Annotated in this window: 9 protein-coding genes; 2 read left to right on the top strand and 7 right to left on the bottom strand. The window is 64.5% G+C overall.

What is annotated here, in order from left to right; all coding sequences use genetic code 11:
• Positions 1-12: 12 nt before the first annotated feature.
• The 3 genes from I6F12_RS10375 to I6F12_RS10365 are packed head-to-tail and all read right to left on the bottom strand — an operon-like array spanning position 13 to position 3980.
• Positions 13-2235 carry an acyl-CoA dehydrogenase gene (locus I6F12_RS10375; RefSeq protein WP_225156116.1) on the bottom strand — a complete coding sequence of 741 codons (2223 nt, stop codon included), beginning with the start codon at positions 2233-2235 and terminating at the stop codon, positions 13-15.
• Positions 2236-2244: 9 nt separating this feature from the next.
• Positions 2245-3054, bottom strand: a complete 810-nt coding sequence (locus I6F12_RS10370; protein ID WP_035999270.1) for an enoyl-CoA hydratase-related protein — start codon at positions 3052-3054, stop codon at positions 2245-2247.
• Positions 3055-3110: 56 nt separating this feature from the next.
• Positions 3111-3980, bottom strand: coding sequence for a GntR family transcriptional regulator (locus I6F12_RS10365; protein ID WP_051056824.1), 870 nt, complete (start codon positions 3978-3980; stop codon positions 3111-3113).
• Between the two features lie 81 nt (positions 3981-4061).
• Here I6F12_RS10365 and I6F12_RS10360 point away from each other — a divergent pair, with 81 nt between their 5' ends.
• The gene (locus I6F12_RS10360; RefSeq protein WP_035999273.1) at positions 4062-5201 is read left to right on the top strand and encodes an acyl-CoA dehydrogenase family protein; all 1140 of its coding nucleotides are present in this window, start codon (positions 4062-4064) and stop codon (positions 5199-5201) included.
• Positions 5202-5713: 512 nt separating this feature from the next.
• Positions 5714-9532 (top strand): Dyp-type peroxidase domain-containing protein, encoded by a 3819-nt coding sequence (locus I6F12_RS10355; protein WP_225156115.1) that lies wholly within the window; start codon positions 5714-5716, stop codon positions 9530-9532.
• A gap of 27 nt (positions 9533-9559) precedes the next feature.
• Here I6F12_RS10355 and I6F12_RS10350 read toward each other — a convergent pair whose 3' ends face one another.
• The 4 genes from I6F12_RS10350 to I6F12_RS10335 form a co-directional block, all read right to left on the bottom strand.
• Positions 9560-12649: an adenylate/guanylate cyclase domain-containing protein gene (locus I6F12_RS10350; protein ID WP_225156114.1), complete on the bottom strand. Its 3090-nt coding sequence runs from the start codon at positions 12647-12649 to the stop codon at positions 9560-9562.
• A 302-nt stretch (positions 12650-12951) separates the two neighbouring features.
• Positions 12952-13779, bottom strand: a complete 828-nt coding sequence (locus I6F12_RS10345; protein ID WP_225156113.1) for a hypothetical protein — start codon at positions 13777-13779, stop codon at positions 12952-12954.
• A gap of 87 nt (positions 13780-13866) precedes the next feature.
• Positions 13867-15159 carry a siderophore utilization protein FsrB gene (fsrB, locus tag I6F12_RS10340; protein ID WP_036028050.1) on the bottom strand — a complete coding sequence of 431 codons (1293 nt, stop codon included), beginning with the start codon at positions 15157-15159 and terminating at the stop codon, positions 13867-13869.
• Positions 15160-15371: 212 nt separating this feature from the next.
• Positions 15372-16247, bottom strand: coding sequence for a helix-turn-helix domain-containing protein (locus I6F12_RS10335; RefSeq protein ID WP_225140868.1), 876 nt, complete (start codon positions 16245-16247; stop codon positions 15372-15374).
• Positions 16248-16304: the final 57 nt, after the last annotated feature.

Below are 16304 nucleotides of genomic sequence, written 5' to 3'. Positions count from 1 at the left end.
CATCATCGGTTCCTATCGAGGTAAGCCAAGCGCACGCTGCGCAATCAGGCTGCGCTGAATTTCGTTCGTGCCGATGCTGATCACCCACATCAGCGAATGACGCAGGTTTTGCTCGAACCGGCCGTTCTCGACGGCCCCCGGCATCTGTTCGGACAGCGTGGCCCGCATGCCAAGGATGTCGAGCGCGGCTTCGCCAAAGCGTTCCATCAGCTCGCTGGAAAAGACCTTGCTGATCGCGCCATATTCCGGCGGCGTGACGCCGTCGGCGGCAAGGTCCGCGCAATGCATCATCAGTTGGCGGCCTATCTCGATTTCGCAGGCGAACGCCGCCATGCGGTCCCGGACAATCGGATCTCCACTCAACTCCTGCCGGGCGATCACATGCTGGCGCAGTTGTTCAAAGGTATGCGCAACTTTCAGCACGATGCCGCCGCCGACCAGTCCCCGCTCGAAAGCGAGCGCTCCAGTCAGGACTTTCCAGCCCTCGTTTTCACCGCCGACGAGGTTCTCCACGGGCACGCGAACATCGTCGTAGAAGATGTTGGCGAACGTTCCATCGTACATGGTGGTGGCCGGCCGGATCTTGATTCCGGGTGTGTTCATCGGCACGATGAACATGCTGATGCCTGCATGGGGCTTGGCGTTCTTGTCGGTTCGCGCCGCCAGGAACATGTATTTTCCCCACCAGGTCGTGGTCCAGATCTTCTGACCGTTGATGACCCAATGGTCGCCGTCGCGGACCGCGCTGGTTCGCAGCGCCGCAAGGTCGGAGCCTGCCTGCGGCTCGCTGTACCCCATCCCATGCATGGCCGCGCCGCGCAGAATTTCCGGCAGATACTTCTTCTGCTGCTCGGGCGTACCGAACATCATCAAGGCGTTGGCCTGGATCGAGGCGCCGAGGCGCGGAGCTTCGTACTGCTCCATGGTCTCCATGAAGGCGATCTGCTCAAGCGGCGAACGCGCCTGGCCACCGAACTCCTGCGGCCAGCCGAGGCCGATCCAGCCGGTGCTCCCCATATCGGCAGCAAATTCAGCGTCGAATTCACGCTTTGCGAACGGCTTGGCGTCAAAAGCGGCCTTTCGGCCGCCCGCCCAGTTCTGTGCAAGCCACCGCCTGACATGTTCGCGCAGTTCGTTCCCGGCGGAGCCGAGATCATATTGCGGCATCGCTGCACCGCCATTGTCGAACAGGTGGGCGGCGAGGCGGCGTCTGGCATGGGCCGAGCCACCAAGCGCTATGGTGTCCAAATGCACGCGCTTGAAGTGCAGCGGCGCTTCGTGTTCTTCGGCGTAGCCGATCGCGCCGAATGTGTGCTGCGTCTCAAGAGAAACGCGTCGCAAAGACGGACCCCCGAACGCCATGGCGCAATCGGAGAAGTATTGCCAGTCGCGATCACCCTCGTCCCGCAGCTTCGCCGCGTGGCGCAGAACGAGACGCACGCCCTCGAGATCGACGAAGCAGCTGGCGAGCTTGTGCTGGATCGCTTGAAATCGCCCGATCGGTTGGCCGAATTGCTGCCGCTCCCCGGCGTAGGCTACCGCCAGCTCGAACGCACGACGCGCGGCACCATGGGCGCGCGCCAGCAGCGCCAGTCGCGCGATCGATCGCAAATCGCTCAGGCTGATCTTGGCAGCAGGAACAAGTCTTGCCGGCGCCGCATCGAGCGCCAGCTCCCAATTGCCCCATGCACCCATCGCGCGCGTGGGGGTACGATTAACGCCGTGAGCCCGAAGGTCGACGAGCGCGAGCTGTTTCTCGTCCACCGGCGCGAGCAGGTGGGTAGCGCTCCCCGCGGCCTCAACGAACCGAAGCGATCCTGTTGCCTTCTCGCCAAGAAGCGCGATCGACCCAATACCAGGATCGGAGTCGAATGCACCGAACGAAAAAACAACACGCGCCGTGCCCCCCTGAAGTGCTGTTCGCAATTCCCCTGCATCGGGGGATGCACCTGACAGCACGAGATTTGCCAGCACGGCAGACCACATCGGAGCGGGACACGCCGCGCGGCCAAGTTCTTCCATCACCGTCAGGATCTCACGAAGGCCGCCCTCCTCCGGATCTGCGCCCAGAGCCGTGAGACCTTGCCCGGCCAGCTTGTTCCACATCTCGGTGATCGCGTCGGGCGATGCACCATCCTTCAGGCAGTCGGCTCGCCAATGCGCTTCGAGAAGCCCGCGCAGGGATTCGCGAAGCATGCCCGCAACGTCGTCGCTTTCGATGCCGGAGGCCGCCATTGCGAGAGCCTACACCTGACCGAACCTCGGTTTGCGCTTCTCCTTGAAGGACATGGTTGCCTCCTTGTGATCCGCTGTCTCGAACGTGACCTGTTCGAGCGCCATTGACGCCTCGAGCAACATGTTCACGCGATCCTTCACGATCTGGTTGATCGACAGCTTGGTCCAGCGGATCGCCCAAGTTGGGCCGTTTGCTAGTTCAACGGCGATTTCCCGCGCCTTGCCCAGCACGTCAGCACGAGGAACGACATGATTGACGAGGCCGATCCGCTCCGCTTCCCGCCCCTTCAGCAGCGTGCCGCGGATCAAAAACTCCTTGGCCTTGTTGATGCCGACCAGCAACGGCCAGATGACGGTGCCGCCGTCCCCGGCAACCAGCCCAACGCGCGAGACGTGCGTGTCGCCAATGCGCGCATCTTCGGACATGACGGTGATATCGCACAGCAGCGCATGGGTCGCAGCGAGCCCGATGGCATCGCCATTGATCGCCGCGATGATGGGCTTGTCGAGCTCGAGCTGCCGCGTCACGCCGCGGCGGCTGATCATGGGATCATGGACCTCACCCTCCTCTAGGACGTCCCCGCCGGGACGCTCAGACATGGCCTTGACGTCGCCGCCGACGCTGAAGAAATCGCCGGCGCCGGTCAGCACGACGACGCTGACGGCGTGGTCATCGGCGAGGTCGTCCCAGATCGTCCGCAGCTCGCGGATCAGCTTCTGATTGATCGCGTTGCGCAACTGCGGCCGGTTCAGGGTCACCGTCGCCACCTTCTCCGACACGTCGACCTTGAGGCATTCATACTTTGCGTAGTTCGACACTTTATTCCTCCCGTTGTTATCGTGTTCGAGCGCAGGCCTTCGGCGTCCAAGCCCGGCTAACGCCGCATGCCCGGCTGGACCTCGGCCAGCGCGACATGCAGCGACATCGCGCCCGGATCCTGCTCCAGCATTCGCTGGACAGCTTCGAGATGCGCGCGCATCAAGCGGCGCGCCGATGAGGTGTTCCGTTCGGCTATGGCGGAGAGCAATTGACGCCGCCGGTCGGCCAACCGGCTCATCGCGACGCCGCTCGAGGCCACCTTGGCGTAGACGAAGCGCATGTGAATTTCGGTCACCGAATCCATGATCATCGCGATGACCTTGTTTCCGGTCGAGGCCGCCAGCAGCTTGTAGAATTCGCGCGAGCACTCGACCCGGTCGAGCAGCCTCCCCTCCTTCGTCGCAAGCTCGGTTCGCCGGATGTTGGCCTCCAGTGCATCGAGATCGGACTGGCGTGCATGGTCGCACGCAAGACCGACGACGAGGTCGAGCACGTGGACACGCGCCTCCGACAGCTCCCGGACCGAAATCGTTCCAAGGCTCAGCATGTCCCGCATGACGTCGTTCATGCGTCTGGTGTCGCCCTCCTGGATGAAGGCACCGCCTTTGACGCCCTTCAGCAATCGAAGCACGCCAGCCATCTCGAGGCTGCGCAACGCCTCCCTCAGGACATTGCGGCTCACACCGAGCTGCTGCGCGAGATCGCGCTCCGGAGGCAGCTTGTCGCCGGGCTTCAGCTGCCCGAGCGCCAGCTGCTCGCGGATGCGCTCGCAGATTTCCTCGAACGCCCGCCTCGTATGGATCGGCCGGAACCTGGGGGCCGGCGCGGGACTTGCCGTCGCCCGCTGATCGGCCGGGCGCTCGCGCCTACCGGGCGAAACATTGCGTGACTGCGCACCGGCGCGGGGGCTTGACTTGGTGTTCATGTGGTGAATTATTAAATGGATCACCCATTCAATGGAAGCCCCTTTCTGGGTTTCACTCAAGAAAGTCCACTACGAGGGTCCATGAGCTTTTCCGAGGAGCAGATCGCCTTCCGCGACACCGTCCGCAAGATAGCCGAGAAGCATGTGGCGCCGATCGCCGCCGAGATTGACGAGACCGACCGCTTTCCGACCGAGCTCGTGAAGCTGTTCGGCGAAATGGGGCTGATGCAGCTTTGGGTGCCGGAGCAATATGGCGGCCCGAACGGCAATCTCACCATGGCTTGCATCGCGCGCGAGGAGATCTCGAGGATATCACCTGCCTGCGCGTCGATCGCCTGTCTGAACACCATGTTCATTATGCCGCTCCTCCACTTTGGCTCAGAGGAACAACGAAAAAGATACCTGCCGATCATCGCCAAGGGCGGCGTCGTCACCGCAATCGCCATCTCCGAGCCGCAGGCCGGTTCAGACGTCACCGCTATTGCGACACGCGCGCGGAAGGATGGCGATTCCTACGTTCTCGATGGCCGCAAGCAGTGGTGCAGTTACGGGGTGGTCGCCGACTATATGGTGGTGATGGCACGGACCAGCGACGGTCCAGGCTCCGATGGCATAAGCGCCTTCATTGTCGAGCCGAAGAAGATGGCCGGAATTTCCTTTGGACGTCACGAGCGCAAAATGGGTTTCCGGGGCGCGCCGAATACCCCGATCTTCTTCGACAATGTGCGCGTGCCGAGGGAAAATCTGGTTGGGGAAGAAGGCAAGGGCTTTCGAGCCTCGATGCGCGCCCTCGATCTCAATCGGCCGACCATTGGGGCACAGTCCGTCGGATTGGCTCAGGGCGCGCTCGACGCCTGCGTCGCCTACGCGAAAGAGCGCAAGCAGTTCAAGAAATCGATCTCGGAGTTCCAAGGCGTCCAGTTCATGCTCGCGGACATGGCGATGCAAATCGAGGCCGCACGTGCACTGGTCTACGAGTGCGCGCGCGCCGGGGACGCGGGTGACTGGAAGCGCCTAAATGTTCTTGCCAGCATGGCCAAGTGTGTGGGCAGCGATATGGCCATGAAGGTCACAACGGATGCGGTGCAGATATTCGGGGGCTATGGCTACACCATGGATTACCCCGTCGAGCGCATGATGCGCGACGCGAAGCTAACCCAGATCTTCGAGGGCACGAACCAAATCCAGCGGGTCGTCATCGCGCGTGAGCTGCTCAGTTAGACAAACGCGGCCCTGGTCCTGAACCGGGCCGCACCTTTCTCGACTTCGCCTCCGCCGCGTCTAGGGTGGTGCGCGAGCCAGTTGTTGCGCAACCTCGCGGAATGAGCCGCGGCGATGCTCACCGTCAGACGTGAATGCGGTGTGGTGTTAATTCACGGCAATGATGCGCGCGATTCGACCACAAATCGGTGAGCACCCTCGTATGGAATCTCAATACCGTGCGAGCTACGTCCCGAGGCCCAGCTCGGCCAGTCGAGATGGCCGAAGCCGATATCGCCCCTTACCGAACTCAAACCCGAGGTCGCTCAGTCCTGGTGGATTGCGCTGCTCCGGCGAACTTTCCGACCGCTGACCGCAACGGAAAGTTCGGAAAGTGTGGGCCAGTTCATACAATCGAGCGGCCGCGAGCCGCACTATTCGCAAATAGCGTTGCATTGCGAAACACGTTTCGGTTGCCGGGCTCAGGCGCGAAATGGCCTCAAGTCTGCGTGCGACCCGGGGGAGCCAAAAACATGCGTCGTGATTTGACCATCAAGACCGGCAGCATGGCCGGCACGTCCGATTTCAGGGTGATGGCTCCGATCAAGAAGGGGTTCGTGCCGTCCCTGGATGCGACCACGTACAAGACCCGCGTCAAATACGTGCTACGGGCGCTGAATGGCGGACGCGCCAACGCGTATGAATACGAGCTCGCCCGCGTGCTGACCGATTCCGTTGACCGCGTCGGGCGGATCCACTCGGTGGGCATCGCCGTGCTCGAACCCGAGGACGAATCCGTGGACGGCGTGGACTATGTGCTGCTGACCGCCACGTTCGACGGCTCCTGGGAAGCCTATGTCCGCGTCATCTGGCAGAAGGCCGCCCGGCTGCTCGACCTCATCTTCTGCAATACCGAAGGTTATGTGCTCGGATACGAGAACACGTACGAAAACTGGGGTATCTGGCTCAAGAGCAAGCAGACCGAAGCCTATTTCCTCTATGCCACCCCCGACCTGACCGTGGATGACACGCGCTTCCTGCGGATGGAGGAGCGAGTCTATCGGCGCGCCTCTGGCGCCGGCGCCGACAAGATCGTCACGCGGATCAGGATTCCCTCGCCGGAAGACATCGCGCGACACTCGATATTCGAAGTCGACGGCCAAGTCGGCGTCGATCCGACCAATGCCGGCTTCAGCAAACCGCTCAGCATCGAAGCTGCCGCCCGGCCTCCGTTTCGCCACGGCATCCGCGCACTGGCGGGACTCTACCGTCTGGCCGACTTCTATCCGCCGGGGACGCATGACGGGGTGCTTCTGCATCGGGCCGGCCACGAGCTGCTGCCGGAATTCGTCACCATGATCAACGACCCGACCTACGCGGAAGGCGTCAAGCGCGCTCGCCGGCGCTATGATGAGGCCCTGCGCTGGTTGATGACCCCGCCCGATGTGGCGCCGGTACGGCGCAACCTGCCCCTCGCCCCGCCGGCAAAACTGCCGTTGCAGGATCCCGGCAACGTGCAGGGCGGAATTCTGACCGCCTACAATTCAGATCACGGCTGCCTGCTGCTGCTGCAGTTCGCCAACCCGGCCGCACTGGCCGCGTTTCTCGACGTCCTCCAGGTGACGTCCGAAGCCGACGTTCTGACGCCGGGGCAGATCGTCACCAACATCGCATTCACGGTCGAGGGACTGCGTCAGGCCGGCCTGTCCGACGAAGAGGTGCGCACTCTGCCGGAAGAGTTCGTGCAGGGCATGGAAAGACGCGCCGGCCTGCTCGGCGACGTGCGCTGGAATCATCCGCAGCGATGGCGCCTTCCCGCCAGCAACTGGGCGCTCGGGACCGACGCGCCGGACCTGCCCGAAGGCGACCCGGCGCCGCGCATCAGCATGAGCTCGGTCCATGCCGTCCTCCAGCTCCGCCTGTTGCTGTCCAAGGATGCGCAGCCGACGGCGGATGCGAGACAGGCGTTGATGGCCGAAATGAAGCGCCTGGTCGAGGTCGATGCGGGTATCAGGCCCCTTTCGATCCAATGGATGCAGCGGCAGCGCGACAAGAGATCCCGCGACATGCAGGACCATTTCGGGTTCGCCGACGGCAGTTCGAACCCGGTGCTGCGTGAGTGCGAGGCCGGCACGTACTATTCCAATCGGGTGCATCTCGGCGAAATCTTGTGCGGCTATCCGAACATCGCCGACGAGGCGGCGCCGTTCGGCAACGCGACCAATCGTGCTCACGCGATGCTCCGCGACGGCAGCTTCATGGCGCTGCGCAAGCTGCGACAGGACGTCGAGCAGCTCGAGGATGTGCTTGCCCGCGCGACGCGACAGGCAGCCGAGATGGCCGGACCGGACGCACCTGCCCTGACGCGCGAGACGCTGATGGCCAAGATGATGGGACGCTGGCCGACCGGCCATCCCCAGGCCGGGCAACCCCTGACCCCTACTCCGCCCCCTGACAAAGGCCACAACGACTTCAACTACGACGCCGACCCGCAGGCCCAATCGTGTCCGTTTCACGCGCACATACGGCGCGCCAATCCGCGCGTGTCGATCACCAAGGCGGATGCCGGCGCGCGGCCCCCACGTATCGTCAGGCGCGGCATGTCCTACGGGCCGCCCGTCGAGCCGCAAGCCGCCAAATCCGGCCAGCAAGCAGAGCGGGGCCTGGTTTTCATGGCCTACAATGCCAGCCTCGGCGAGCAATTCGAGGTGGTGCAGAGCTGGCTCTCTGGCGGCAACAGCGCGGGTTCGTCCTCGGGGGTAAGCGATCCTTTCCTCGGCCTCGCCGAGCCTGGCCGGCTCCGGCATTTCCGTTTCGAGCATGAAGGCCAAACCATTCGCGTCGCGCTCGACGGCTCGGACCGGCTCCACGACGAACCTCGTCCGTTCGTTCGTCTGGAATGGGGAGCATATTTCTTTGCGCCATCGAAGAAGGCGCTTGCCGATCTAAAGCAATGGGCGGCGAGCCGGGGGTATAAACCGGCCGTGACATGGTGCGCGGATCGGGGAGAAAAGGAGATCGCGCGTCTGCGCCTGATCGAGCGCCAGCAGGGCGAAGCCGCGGCGATGGCCGCGTGGAAGACAGCGCTCGAAGATCCGGATTCAGCCTCGCATTTCGTCAACGCCTCGATCTGGGCTGCGATCCGCGAGCGCCACGGCGGCGCACTTCGCACGCCCTTCGGGGTCTTGGTGGCCGACCGCGACATGGTCTACAAGGTGTTCGCCGATTCCGACACCAAGCTGACCATCACCGGCTATCTTCCCCGCATGCTGCGGTCGTTCGGCATCCTCTATCTTGGCCGCGACGCCGGGCAGCCAGACCAAGTCTACGAGCAGGAATCCGAGGCCTGCAACGCCGCGATCATGGCCCTTGACCAACCCGCCGCATTCGAGCTGGCGCGCGCGGTCACACAGAAGGTGCTGGGCTTCATGGTCAAGCAGACGATCGACTATGCCGCCAGTGACGGAGACGCGAGCTGGGAGCTGACCGTCGACGTGCACGAATTGGTGGATCCGCTGCTCGCCGCCTTCTGCGAAGCGTGGTTCGGGTTGAGCGAGGACGGGGGTCATTTCCGCCGCGTCGGCTATCGCTGGGATTGGACGCCGGGCGAGCCGCCCGGCTATCCCGGGCATTTCCTGTCGCCTTCGCGCTACATCTTCCAGCCGCACCCGAACGCGACAGTGGAGGCGATCGGCGCGGCACATGGCGACGCTGCACGGCGTGCCATGGAAAATTTCCTGACGCAGTTCGGGCCGACAAACGCGCCGGTGACGAAGGCGGTTTACAATTCGCCGCGGGGCAACGGCGACATTCCGTTCGTGGCGCGCACGGTCGCCGGCGCCATGATGGGATTCATTCCGACCGTCGACGGCAACCTGCGGCGGATATTGAACGAATGGCTGCGCGAAGGAACGCTATGGGCGTTGCGCGCTCGCTACGCCGGCACGAAGGCAAAGAACTACATGGACGCCCTCAACCGGCTAAGAGACGACTTCATCCCCGCGATGCAACTTCGCGCGGTGCCCGAATTGATCTGGCGGACAGCCGTCGTTTCGCAAAGCATCGGAGGGGTCGAGGTGAGGCCTGGCGACGTCATCGTCGCCGGCGCGGTCTCCGCCACCCAGCAAAGTCTCGCCGAAGGTCGCCAGGACATCTACCACGCCTTCGGCGGCAACCGCAGGGTCGCGGGGCATCCGACGCATTCATGTCCCGGAGCAGACCCGGCAATGGCGGTGATGCTGGGTTTCTTCAGCGCACTGGTGGAGACGGAGCTGCCCTTAAGGACCGGCCCCATTCCAATGAGCCTGACGATGGACGGAAGAGTTCCCGCGCCGAGCCCACCTCCACCCTAGAGCCGTGTAAGGAAAGGTGCGCAGGGGTTAGACGGCACAATGCCGAGCGAGCTGATCGTTGGCATAGACGACGGGTGTGCCGATGACGAGCCTGATCGTCTGCTCCGCATGCCAGTGCATGCCGAGCGCGCGCAATTTCTCGGCTGCTTCCATCATCGTCTGGCGGGCCGCCTCGCCCCGCCCCTGCCCCGCGAGAAGCTCGCCGCGCAGGGAAAGGTTCAGGGCCGCATCGCGCAGCGAACCGCGCCACCCTGCGGAGGTTTCGGCACGTCGCAACCAGCGCTCGCTCAGGCCGCGATCCTGGCGCAGCGCTGCGAGCTTCGCCAGCGAGCGGCATGCTGCCGCCTCGCCCAATCGCTCGCCTTCGCGTGCGCGGCGCAGGACATGGGCGGCATACCGCCGCGCCGTCTCGACATCGCCTTCGGCGGTCGCCGCCTCGACGAGCCAGCTGTACTGAACCGACGTGTAGAAGTGAAAATTGCGCCGCTCCATCCATTCCGCGGCATTCCGCAACTGCAGCAAGCCGTCGGCGTCGCCGGTCGCCGACCAGCGGGCAAATCCCGAGGCGGCGCGGCAATCCGCCAGAAGCAGCAGGCTGCGCGTGTTCTCGGCGATGCGCGCCCCTTCCACGGCAAGCTGCTCCGCCTCCTGCCAGCGGCCCTGCCAGATCAGCGCGACGGCAATCCAGTTGCGGACGGAATTGACGACCGGGTGAGTCGAGCCTTCGACCAGAGCCATGCCTTCACTGAAACAGGCGTGGGCGCCCTCGAAATCGCCGCGATCCGCCAAGACACCGCCCTTGCACGACAGCGCATAGGCCGCCCCGAAGGATATCGCACCATGACGCCGGCTGCGTTGCTGCTTGGTCGAAATGGCAGCGTCGATCAAGGCGATGGCTTCGTCGTACTGACAGCTTGCAGCCAGAATCTGCCCGAGCGTCGCTTCGATCTGCGCGATCAGGCGGCGGTCTTCGAGCTTGCGCGCCAATTCCAGCGCCGTCCGCGTGTGGGTCACGGCCTCCCGGAAGCGGCCGAACCCGTAGCACATCCAGCCGAGCCATTCATAGGCGCTGGCCATCGCGGCGGTGTCGCCGAGGGAGGACGCGACCGCAACCGCGCGTTCGAACACGGAGGTGTCGTCGGTCAGCGACAGCGGGTCGAAGATATTGGCCATCGCCAGCTTGTTGGCCAGCAGGCACCAGCGCAGCGATTGCTCGCGCGAGCGATCGGGCACGCGATCCAGCGCCTGCATCGCGACCTGGTACTGCGCACTGGCACGATCGAGCGCAAATGCAGCCATGGCCTTGTCGCCGGCACGTTCAGCATAATGGGCTGCGCTTTCCCAATGACCTGCGCCTTGCGAATGGTAGGCCAGAGCTTCCATCGCATCCTCGCGATCAGCCTGCTCGGACCGCGCCAGCAGGGTGTCTTCGATCCGCTTGTGCAATGCCTGACGCTCGTGCAGGCCAATGGTGTCGTAGACCGCATCGCGCGTGATGCCGTGCTTGAAGCGAAGGACGCCGCCCGCTGGATCCGCAAAGAGAAAGTCCGCATCCGCCAATGCCCGCACGATGGCCGGGTCGGGTTCGCTGCCGCACGCCGAAACCAGCAACCCGTGCGGCACGGTGTTGCCGATGACGGCCGCGGCGCGCACCACCTTCGCCTCATCGGGCGGCAGGCGTGCCAAGCGCGAAGCGACCAGGGTTGCGATCCAGCCCTGTTTGCTGCGCGCTTCGAACGAGGCAGGATCGTTGGCGGCGATGGAATGGCAGAGCTCTTCGATGAACAACGGCACCCCGCCCGCATAGGCATGGATGCGGGCTACGAGGAAGGGATCGGCCTGCGGGACCCAGCGTCGTACGGCAAAGTCGGTTTCCGGCCCCTGAAACGGTTCGAGAAATAGGTGCGGTGCGCCGGAAATCCATTCGCTGCCGTCCTCGCGCGGCCGGCTGGCGAGGATGACGCGAGGTCCGTTGGGCAATTCCAGCAAAGCCTGCAGCAATTGGCGGCTCGCGTCATCAGACCATTGCCAGTCGTCGATCACCAGCACCAGCGGGCCATGTGCCGACAGTCCGGTGAAGAACCCGAGCAGATCGCCGACGACGCCGTCGACGGTGATGCGGCCGCCACGCGCATCGGCGCCGGCCGACGCCAGTGCCAGGATCGATTCTGCATTCGGACCGAGCTGGGCCGCCCATGGCTCCAGAGCCGCGCGCGCTGTCTCCTTTGCCTCGACGAGGGAGGCGTCCGCTCGAATTTCCAGCGCAGCGCGCAGCATTTGCAGGAATGGTTGCAGAACCTCGGCACCGACGTAACTCTCGCAACTGCCTCGCAGCAGCCTGATGCGCTCGGTGCCGACGTGCCCCAGCACCTCTTCCAGAAGGCGCGTCTTGCCGAGTCCGGGCCCGCCGACGACCACCGCGCAGCGTTGCGCCTGCGCAGGTGCTTCGCTCAGAAAGCGTGTCAGGAAGCCGAATATCTCGTTGCGGCCGATGAAGGGTGTCAGGCCGCGGCGCGAGGTTGCTTCGAAGCGTCGGGTCGCCGTGCTTCGACCCAACACCAGCCTCGCCTGCGGCATTCCCGAAGCCGCCGGGAGGTGGGCGGCGAGCTCGAAGAAGTTGGCATGCGGCCCAAGGGCATCGAGGCTGGCCAGGATCTGATCCGGACCGGCGTGGCGCGACAGGTGCGCTGCCGTGTTCACGACATCGCCGATCAGGTCATACCGGCCGGACTCGATGTCGCCTTGGGTCAGGAGCACGGTGCCGGCATGGATACCCGAATGCATTCGAAGCGGCATCAGCGCCGGCGATACGCCATCGTGGCGCAGCTCTCCGACCCATTCGTGAATATCGAGTGCTGCTTCCGCAGCACGACGACCGTCATCTTCGCCGGATTGGGGATAGCCGAAAATGGCGAGCGCACCGTCTCCCTGCGTTCGGATGATGCGACCACCGTGCTTCGCCACCGCGCGATGCCAGATCTGCCGCAACTGGCTGAGGAGTTCGGAAAGGTGCTCGGACTCGACATCCCGGCCCAGGGCGGTTGATCCGACAAGGTCGGAGAACAGCACCGTCAATCGATGACGTTTGCCTCTGGGGTCGCGGGTCTGCGTAATCATCGTCAATCGCAGCCAACTCGTTGACGAACCGCAAGAACGGTCTCCAGCGGGTGCCAGACCGGATGCAGCAAGTATCGCAAAAGGCCATAGTAACTCGCCCAACCCGCAAGTGGAAGCTCGCGAGGATTGCATCCGCCGAATATGGCGATCAGGACGACCGCATTGGCCTAACCTATTAAAAAACCTCATGTCTTCCGTTTGCCGACGGCGCGGCGCCGCCTCGCCTGCGCAGGCCAAGGCGTGGTTCAAAGCCGGTGGTTCACAGCCGGAGGATCACGGCGGAGAATATCGAGCTGGCATTCCTAGGGAAGCGGCAGCCGGTCCAGCTGGCTCTGCGCCTTCTTGACGGCGGCCGCATACCAGCTCTGGCTCGGGGCTTCCTTGGCGAAGCACGCCGTGAAGGCGGTCATTGCCTTGTCCTCGCGGGCCATCTCGCCGCGCGGGTCTTTCTTGTCGACGGGCTTTGCCATCATCTGCTTCCAGACTTTCTCGCAGGTCGGGATCGGGGCGGTCTTCACGGCCTCCCTTGCCGCGAGGAAATAGACCTTGTCGCCCTGGATCGCGACGACGTCGATTTCGTCCGGCGGGCCCTTGAGGCCGCCATTGCCGCGCACGCCGAGCACAGCGACTGCGACGCTCGCCCTTGCCGGCTTGTTGATCGGCAGCTCCGCGTAGATCGCGAAGGCGGCGTCCTGGATGGCGTAATAATAGAAGCGGTCGGATTTCAACGCGGCGCCACTGTCCTGAGGCATGCCGTCGGCGCGATGCTCGCCAAGCCAGTGCTTGAGCAGCCCGGTCGTGGTCACCACAGCCTGCATCTTGTCGCCTTCGGATGCGAAGCTCAGCCCGTCGAGATGGCCGAAGCCGATGTCGTCCTTGAACAGCGTATCGACGTTCGACTTGCCCTCGGCCGGGAGTCCCTTGATCGCGACCGGACCGACCAGGCCGCGCAGCACGCCGGCCAGCTCCTTCAGGGCCGCATCGTGCTGCTTGTAGATCTCGTCGCTCTCCTTGGCATTCGAGAATTTTGCGATGTAGCGGTCGCGCAGGTCGAGATAATGCTGCTCGGGCGCGGCCGCCCCGGCGGGCGCGGCCAGGACGAGCAGGCAGAGCAAGGCAAGCAATCTCATTGCAATTCCGGGAAGACTGGAGAGCGATCTCCATCTTTGTGCCGACGCCGCGTGCCAAGGTTCATCCATTGGCGGAACGCGGGTGCCCTACTCTGCCGGCGTCAGTTGCTCCCGGTTCAGCCGCACGGCCGCCGTCTCCCGCACGCGAACGCGGGCGCGGCGCTTGCGCCACCAGATCACGACGCCGGTGACAGAGAGCGCGGCGACCACGAGGCCCATCACCGAGATCAGGATACGCCCGAACAGTCCGACGATGCGGCCCGAATGCAGCGGAAACTGCGCCTGCACGAAGATGTCGGCGGCGGTGCCGACCCAGGGCAGCCGCTCGCCAATGGGGCGGCCGTCCTCGCTGTCGTAATAGAGCTGCGCCGGGCCGACGCCGCCGGCACCGTGATCGTCGCCGGGATGGAAGAACGCGGCGGCGTAGACGCCATGGGCCGGGCCGTAGCTGAGCGCGCCGACCGGGGTGGTCCAGCCTCGCGCCTTGCCGTCGGCGGCCGCGCGGGCAGCAATCTCGGCGAACGTCATCTTGGGCTCGATCGGATTATCGAGATCGCGATAGGGCCGCTGCTCATAGGGTGTCGGGGTGTAATTCGACACCATCTTCATCAGCGGCGAGAACACCTCGAAGTAGAGGTTCAGCGAAAACGCGGTGAAGGCGATGATGAACAGTACGCCCCACGTCCACAGGCTGAATGCGCGGTGGATGTCGAAATTGATCCGGTAGGCGCTGCCCGAGGTCTTGATGGTCCAGGCCGGCGCCCAGCGCGCCCAGAAGCCGCGCTCGAGCTGGCGCGCGACCTCAGGCGCCCGCGCGGCCTTGGCGCGCCGGCGCGAGGGTAGCGTCAGATAGAACCCGACGAAGCAATCGATGGTCCAGATGATGGCGATGATGCCGAGCACGCGCATGCCCCAGCGGTCGCTGCCCCAGAATTCCGGGATGTGCATCGTGTAGTGCAGCTTGTACAGAAACGAGACGAAATTCTCGCGCGTGACGGGCCACACCGCGCCCCAATAACGCCGGCCAAGCTCCGCGCCGGTGTTGGGATCAAGGAAGACCTGGTTGTAGTCGAGCGGGTAACGCTTGCCGGTCGCGGGGTCGATTCGCGGCATGACGAAGAACCACAGCGAGTGGCCCTGCTCCGGCGTCATGAAGAGGTAGACGACGCGCGCGCGGGGATCGCGCTGCTCGATCATCTTGGCAAGCTCGAGCGAGGGAATGGCCGGGCCCTTCGTCGAGACATCGAACAGATGGCTGTTCAGGACGTCGTCGAGCTCGTGATCCCAGGAGATGATCGCGCCGGTGATGCCGGAGAAGAACAGGAAGGCGGCCGTTAGCAGTCCCGCCCAGCGATGCAGTTTGCCGAATATCGCTCTCATCGCTCAGATCTCATTCCCACTTGGCCCGGCCCCTCATTTGCCGGACCGCTTTTCGATTGGACTCGCCGCCGGCAGTTCAGCCGGTGGGCCTTCGGCCTAACGCAGGGACAGTTGCAGTGCGAGAGGTCCGACATTAGAATTTATCGAGACTGGCCAATCAGCTGCGCGACAAAGCGTCCATGCGTGATCGGGTGTCGACGCAGCCGCGTGCGTTACGGCCAATCGGCAAAATTCAGCGTCGGTCTCGATCGCCCCGCTCTCGCGCGTGCCGCAACGCGCCGACGCCATACGCCCGGTGCCTCGCCGGTGTGCTTGCGGAAAAAGCGGCTGAAATAGGCGGTGTCCGTGAAGCCCAGCGCAAATGCGATCTGCTTGACGGCGATGGTTCCAGCCTCCAGCCGCGTCGCCGCTTCCCTGACGAGGCGCTGCTGAATCAGCTCGCTCGGCGAGCGCTTCAGCTCGCGGCTGCACAGCGCGTGCAGGCGATCCGGCGTGGTGCCGAGTAGCCTGGCGTAATCGCTGACGCGCAAGTGCTGTTGATAGCGCTCCTCGAGCAGCCTGCGGAACCGGCTCAGGATCTCGGTGCTGCTGCTCTCCTCGTTGCGGTTCCCGTCGCCAGCGAACAGGCGCCAGAATCGCAGCACGCACAGCGTCAGCTCCGCCGACATGATCGACGCTGCACCGCTGCGTGCGGGCGAGGCGATCTCGGCGGCGATCGCCGCGATCGAACGCGCGATCGTGGCCGCGAGATCGGCCTCGACCTGCAACGCCAGGATGCCGCCCGCCCCCTCGAGCGCGAGATAGGCCGCCTCCGCCGACGGCGGGAGATAGCGATGCCAGATACCGGCGCGCAATTGCAGCAGCTGCGCCGTCGTGCCTGCCGACACCTCCAGATAGTCGGCGGATCCCGCCGGGAGCCAGACCAGCGCGGATCCGACCGTCCGCATGGTCCTGCCGGCCTGACCGATCTCAGCGGTCCCGCCGCCGGGAAGGCAGAGCAGATGAATGAACGGACGGGCCGCTTTCGAGGTCAGCGTCCATCGCCGCGCGACGTAGTGCGCCGCGATCAGCTCGGCGCCCACAGGCACAGCCCCACTCGGGGCGGTTGCCGGTGCCGGATCTGAGCCCGCGACGCCTCGACGCAC

Origin of the sequence: Bradyrhizobium sp. IC4059, assembly GCF_020193615.1 — a bacterium.
In the GTDB taxonomy this organism is placed as follows: domain Bacteria; phylum Pseudomonadota; class Alphaproteobacteria; order Rhizobiales; family Xanthobacteraceae; genus Bradyrhizobium; species Bradyrhizobium yuanmingense.
This window is presented reverse-complemented; position numbering and strand designations above follow the sequence as displayed.

Bases quoted from the DNA above. Each gene is read 5' to 3' on its own strand.
- I6F12_RS10375 (WP_225156116.1), bottom strand. From the start codon at position 2,235: ATGGCGGCCTCCGGCATCGAAAGCGACGACGTTGCGGGCATGCTTCGC.
- I6F12_RS10365 (WP_051056824.1), bottom strand. From the start codon at position 3,980: ATGAACACCAAGTCAAGCCCCCGCGCCGGTGCGCAGTCACGCAATGTT.
- I6F12_RS10360 (WP_035999273.1), top strand. From the start codon at position 4,062: ATGAGCTTTTCCGAGGAGCAGATCGCCTTCCGCGACACCGTCCGCAAG.
- I6F12_RS10355 (WP_225156115.1), top strand. From the start codon at position 5,714: ATGCGTCGTGATTTGACCATCAAGACCGGCAGCATGGCCGGCACGTCC.
- I6F12_RS10350 (WP_225156114.1), bottom strand. From the start codon at position 12,649: ATGATTACGCAGACCCGCGACCCCAGAGGCAAACGTCATCGATTGACG.
- I6F12_RS10345 (WP_225156113.1), bottom strand. From the start codon at position 13,779: ATGAGATTGCTTGCCTTGCTCTGCCTGCTCGTCCTGGCCGCGCCCGCC.
- fsrB (WP_036028050.1), bottom strand. From the start codon at position 15,159: ATGAGAGCGATATTCGGCAAACTGCATCGCTGGGCGGGACTGCTAACG.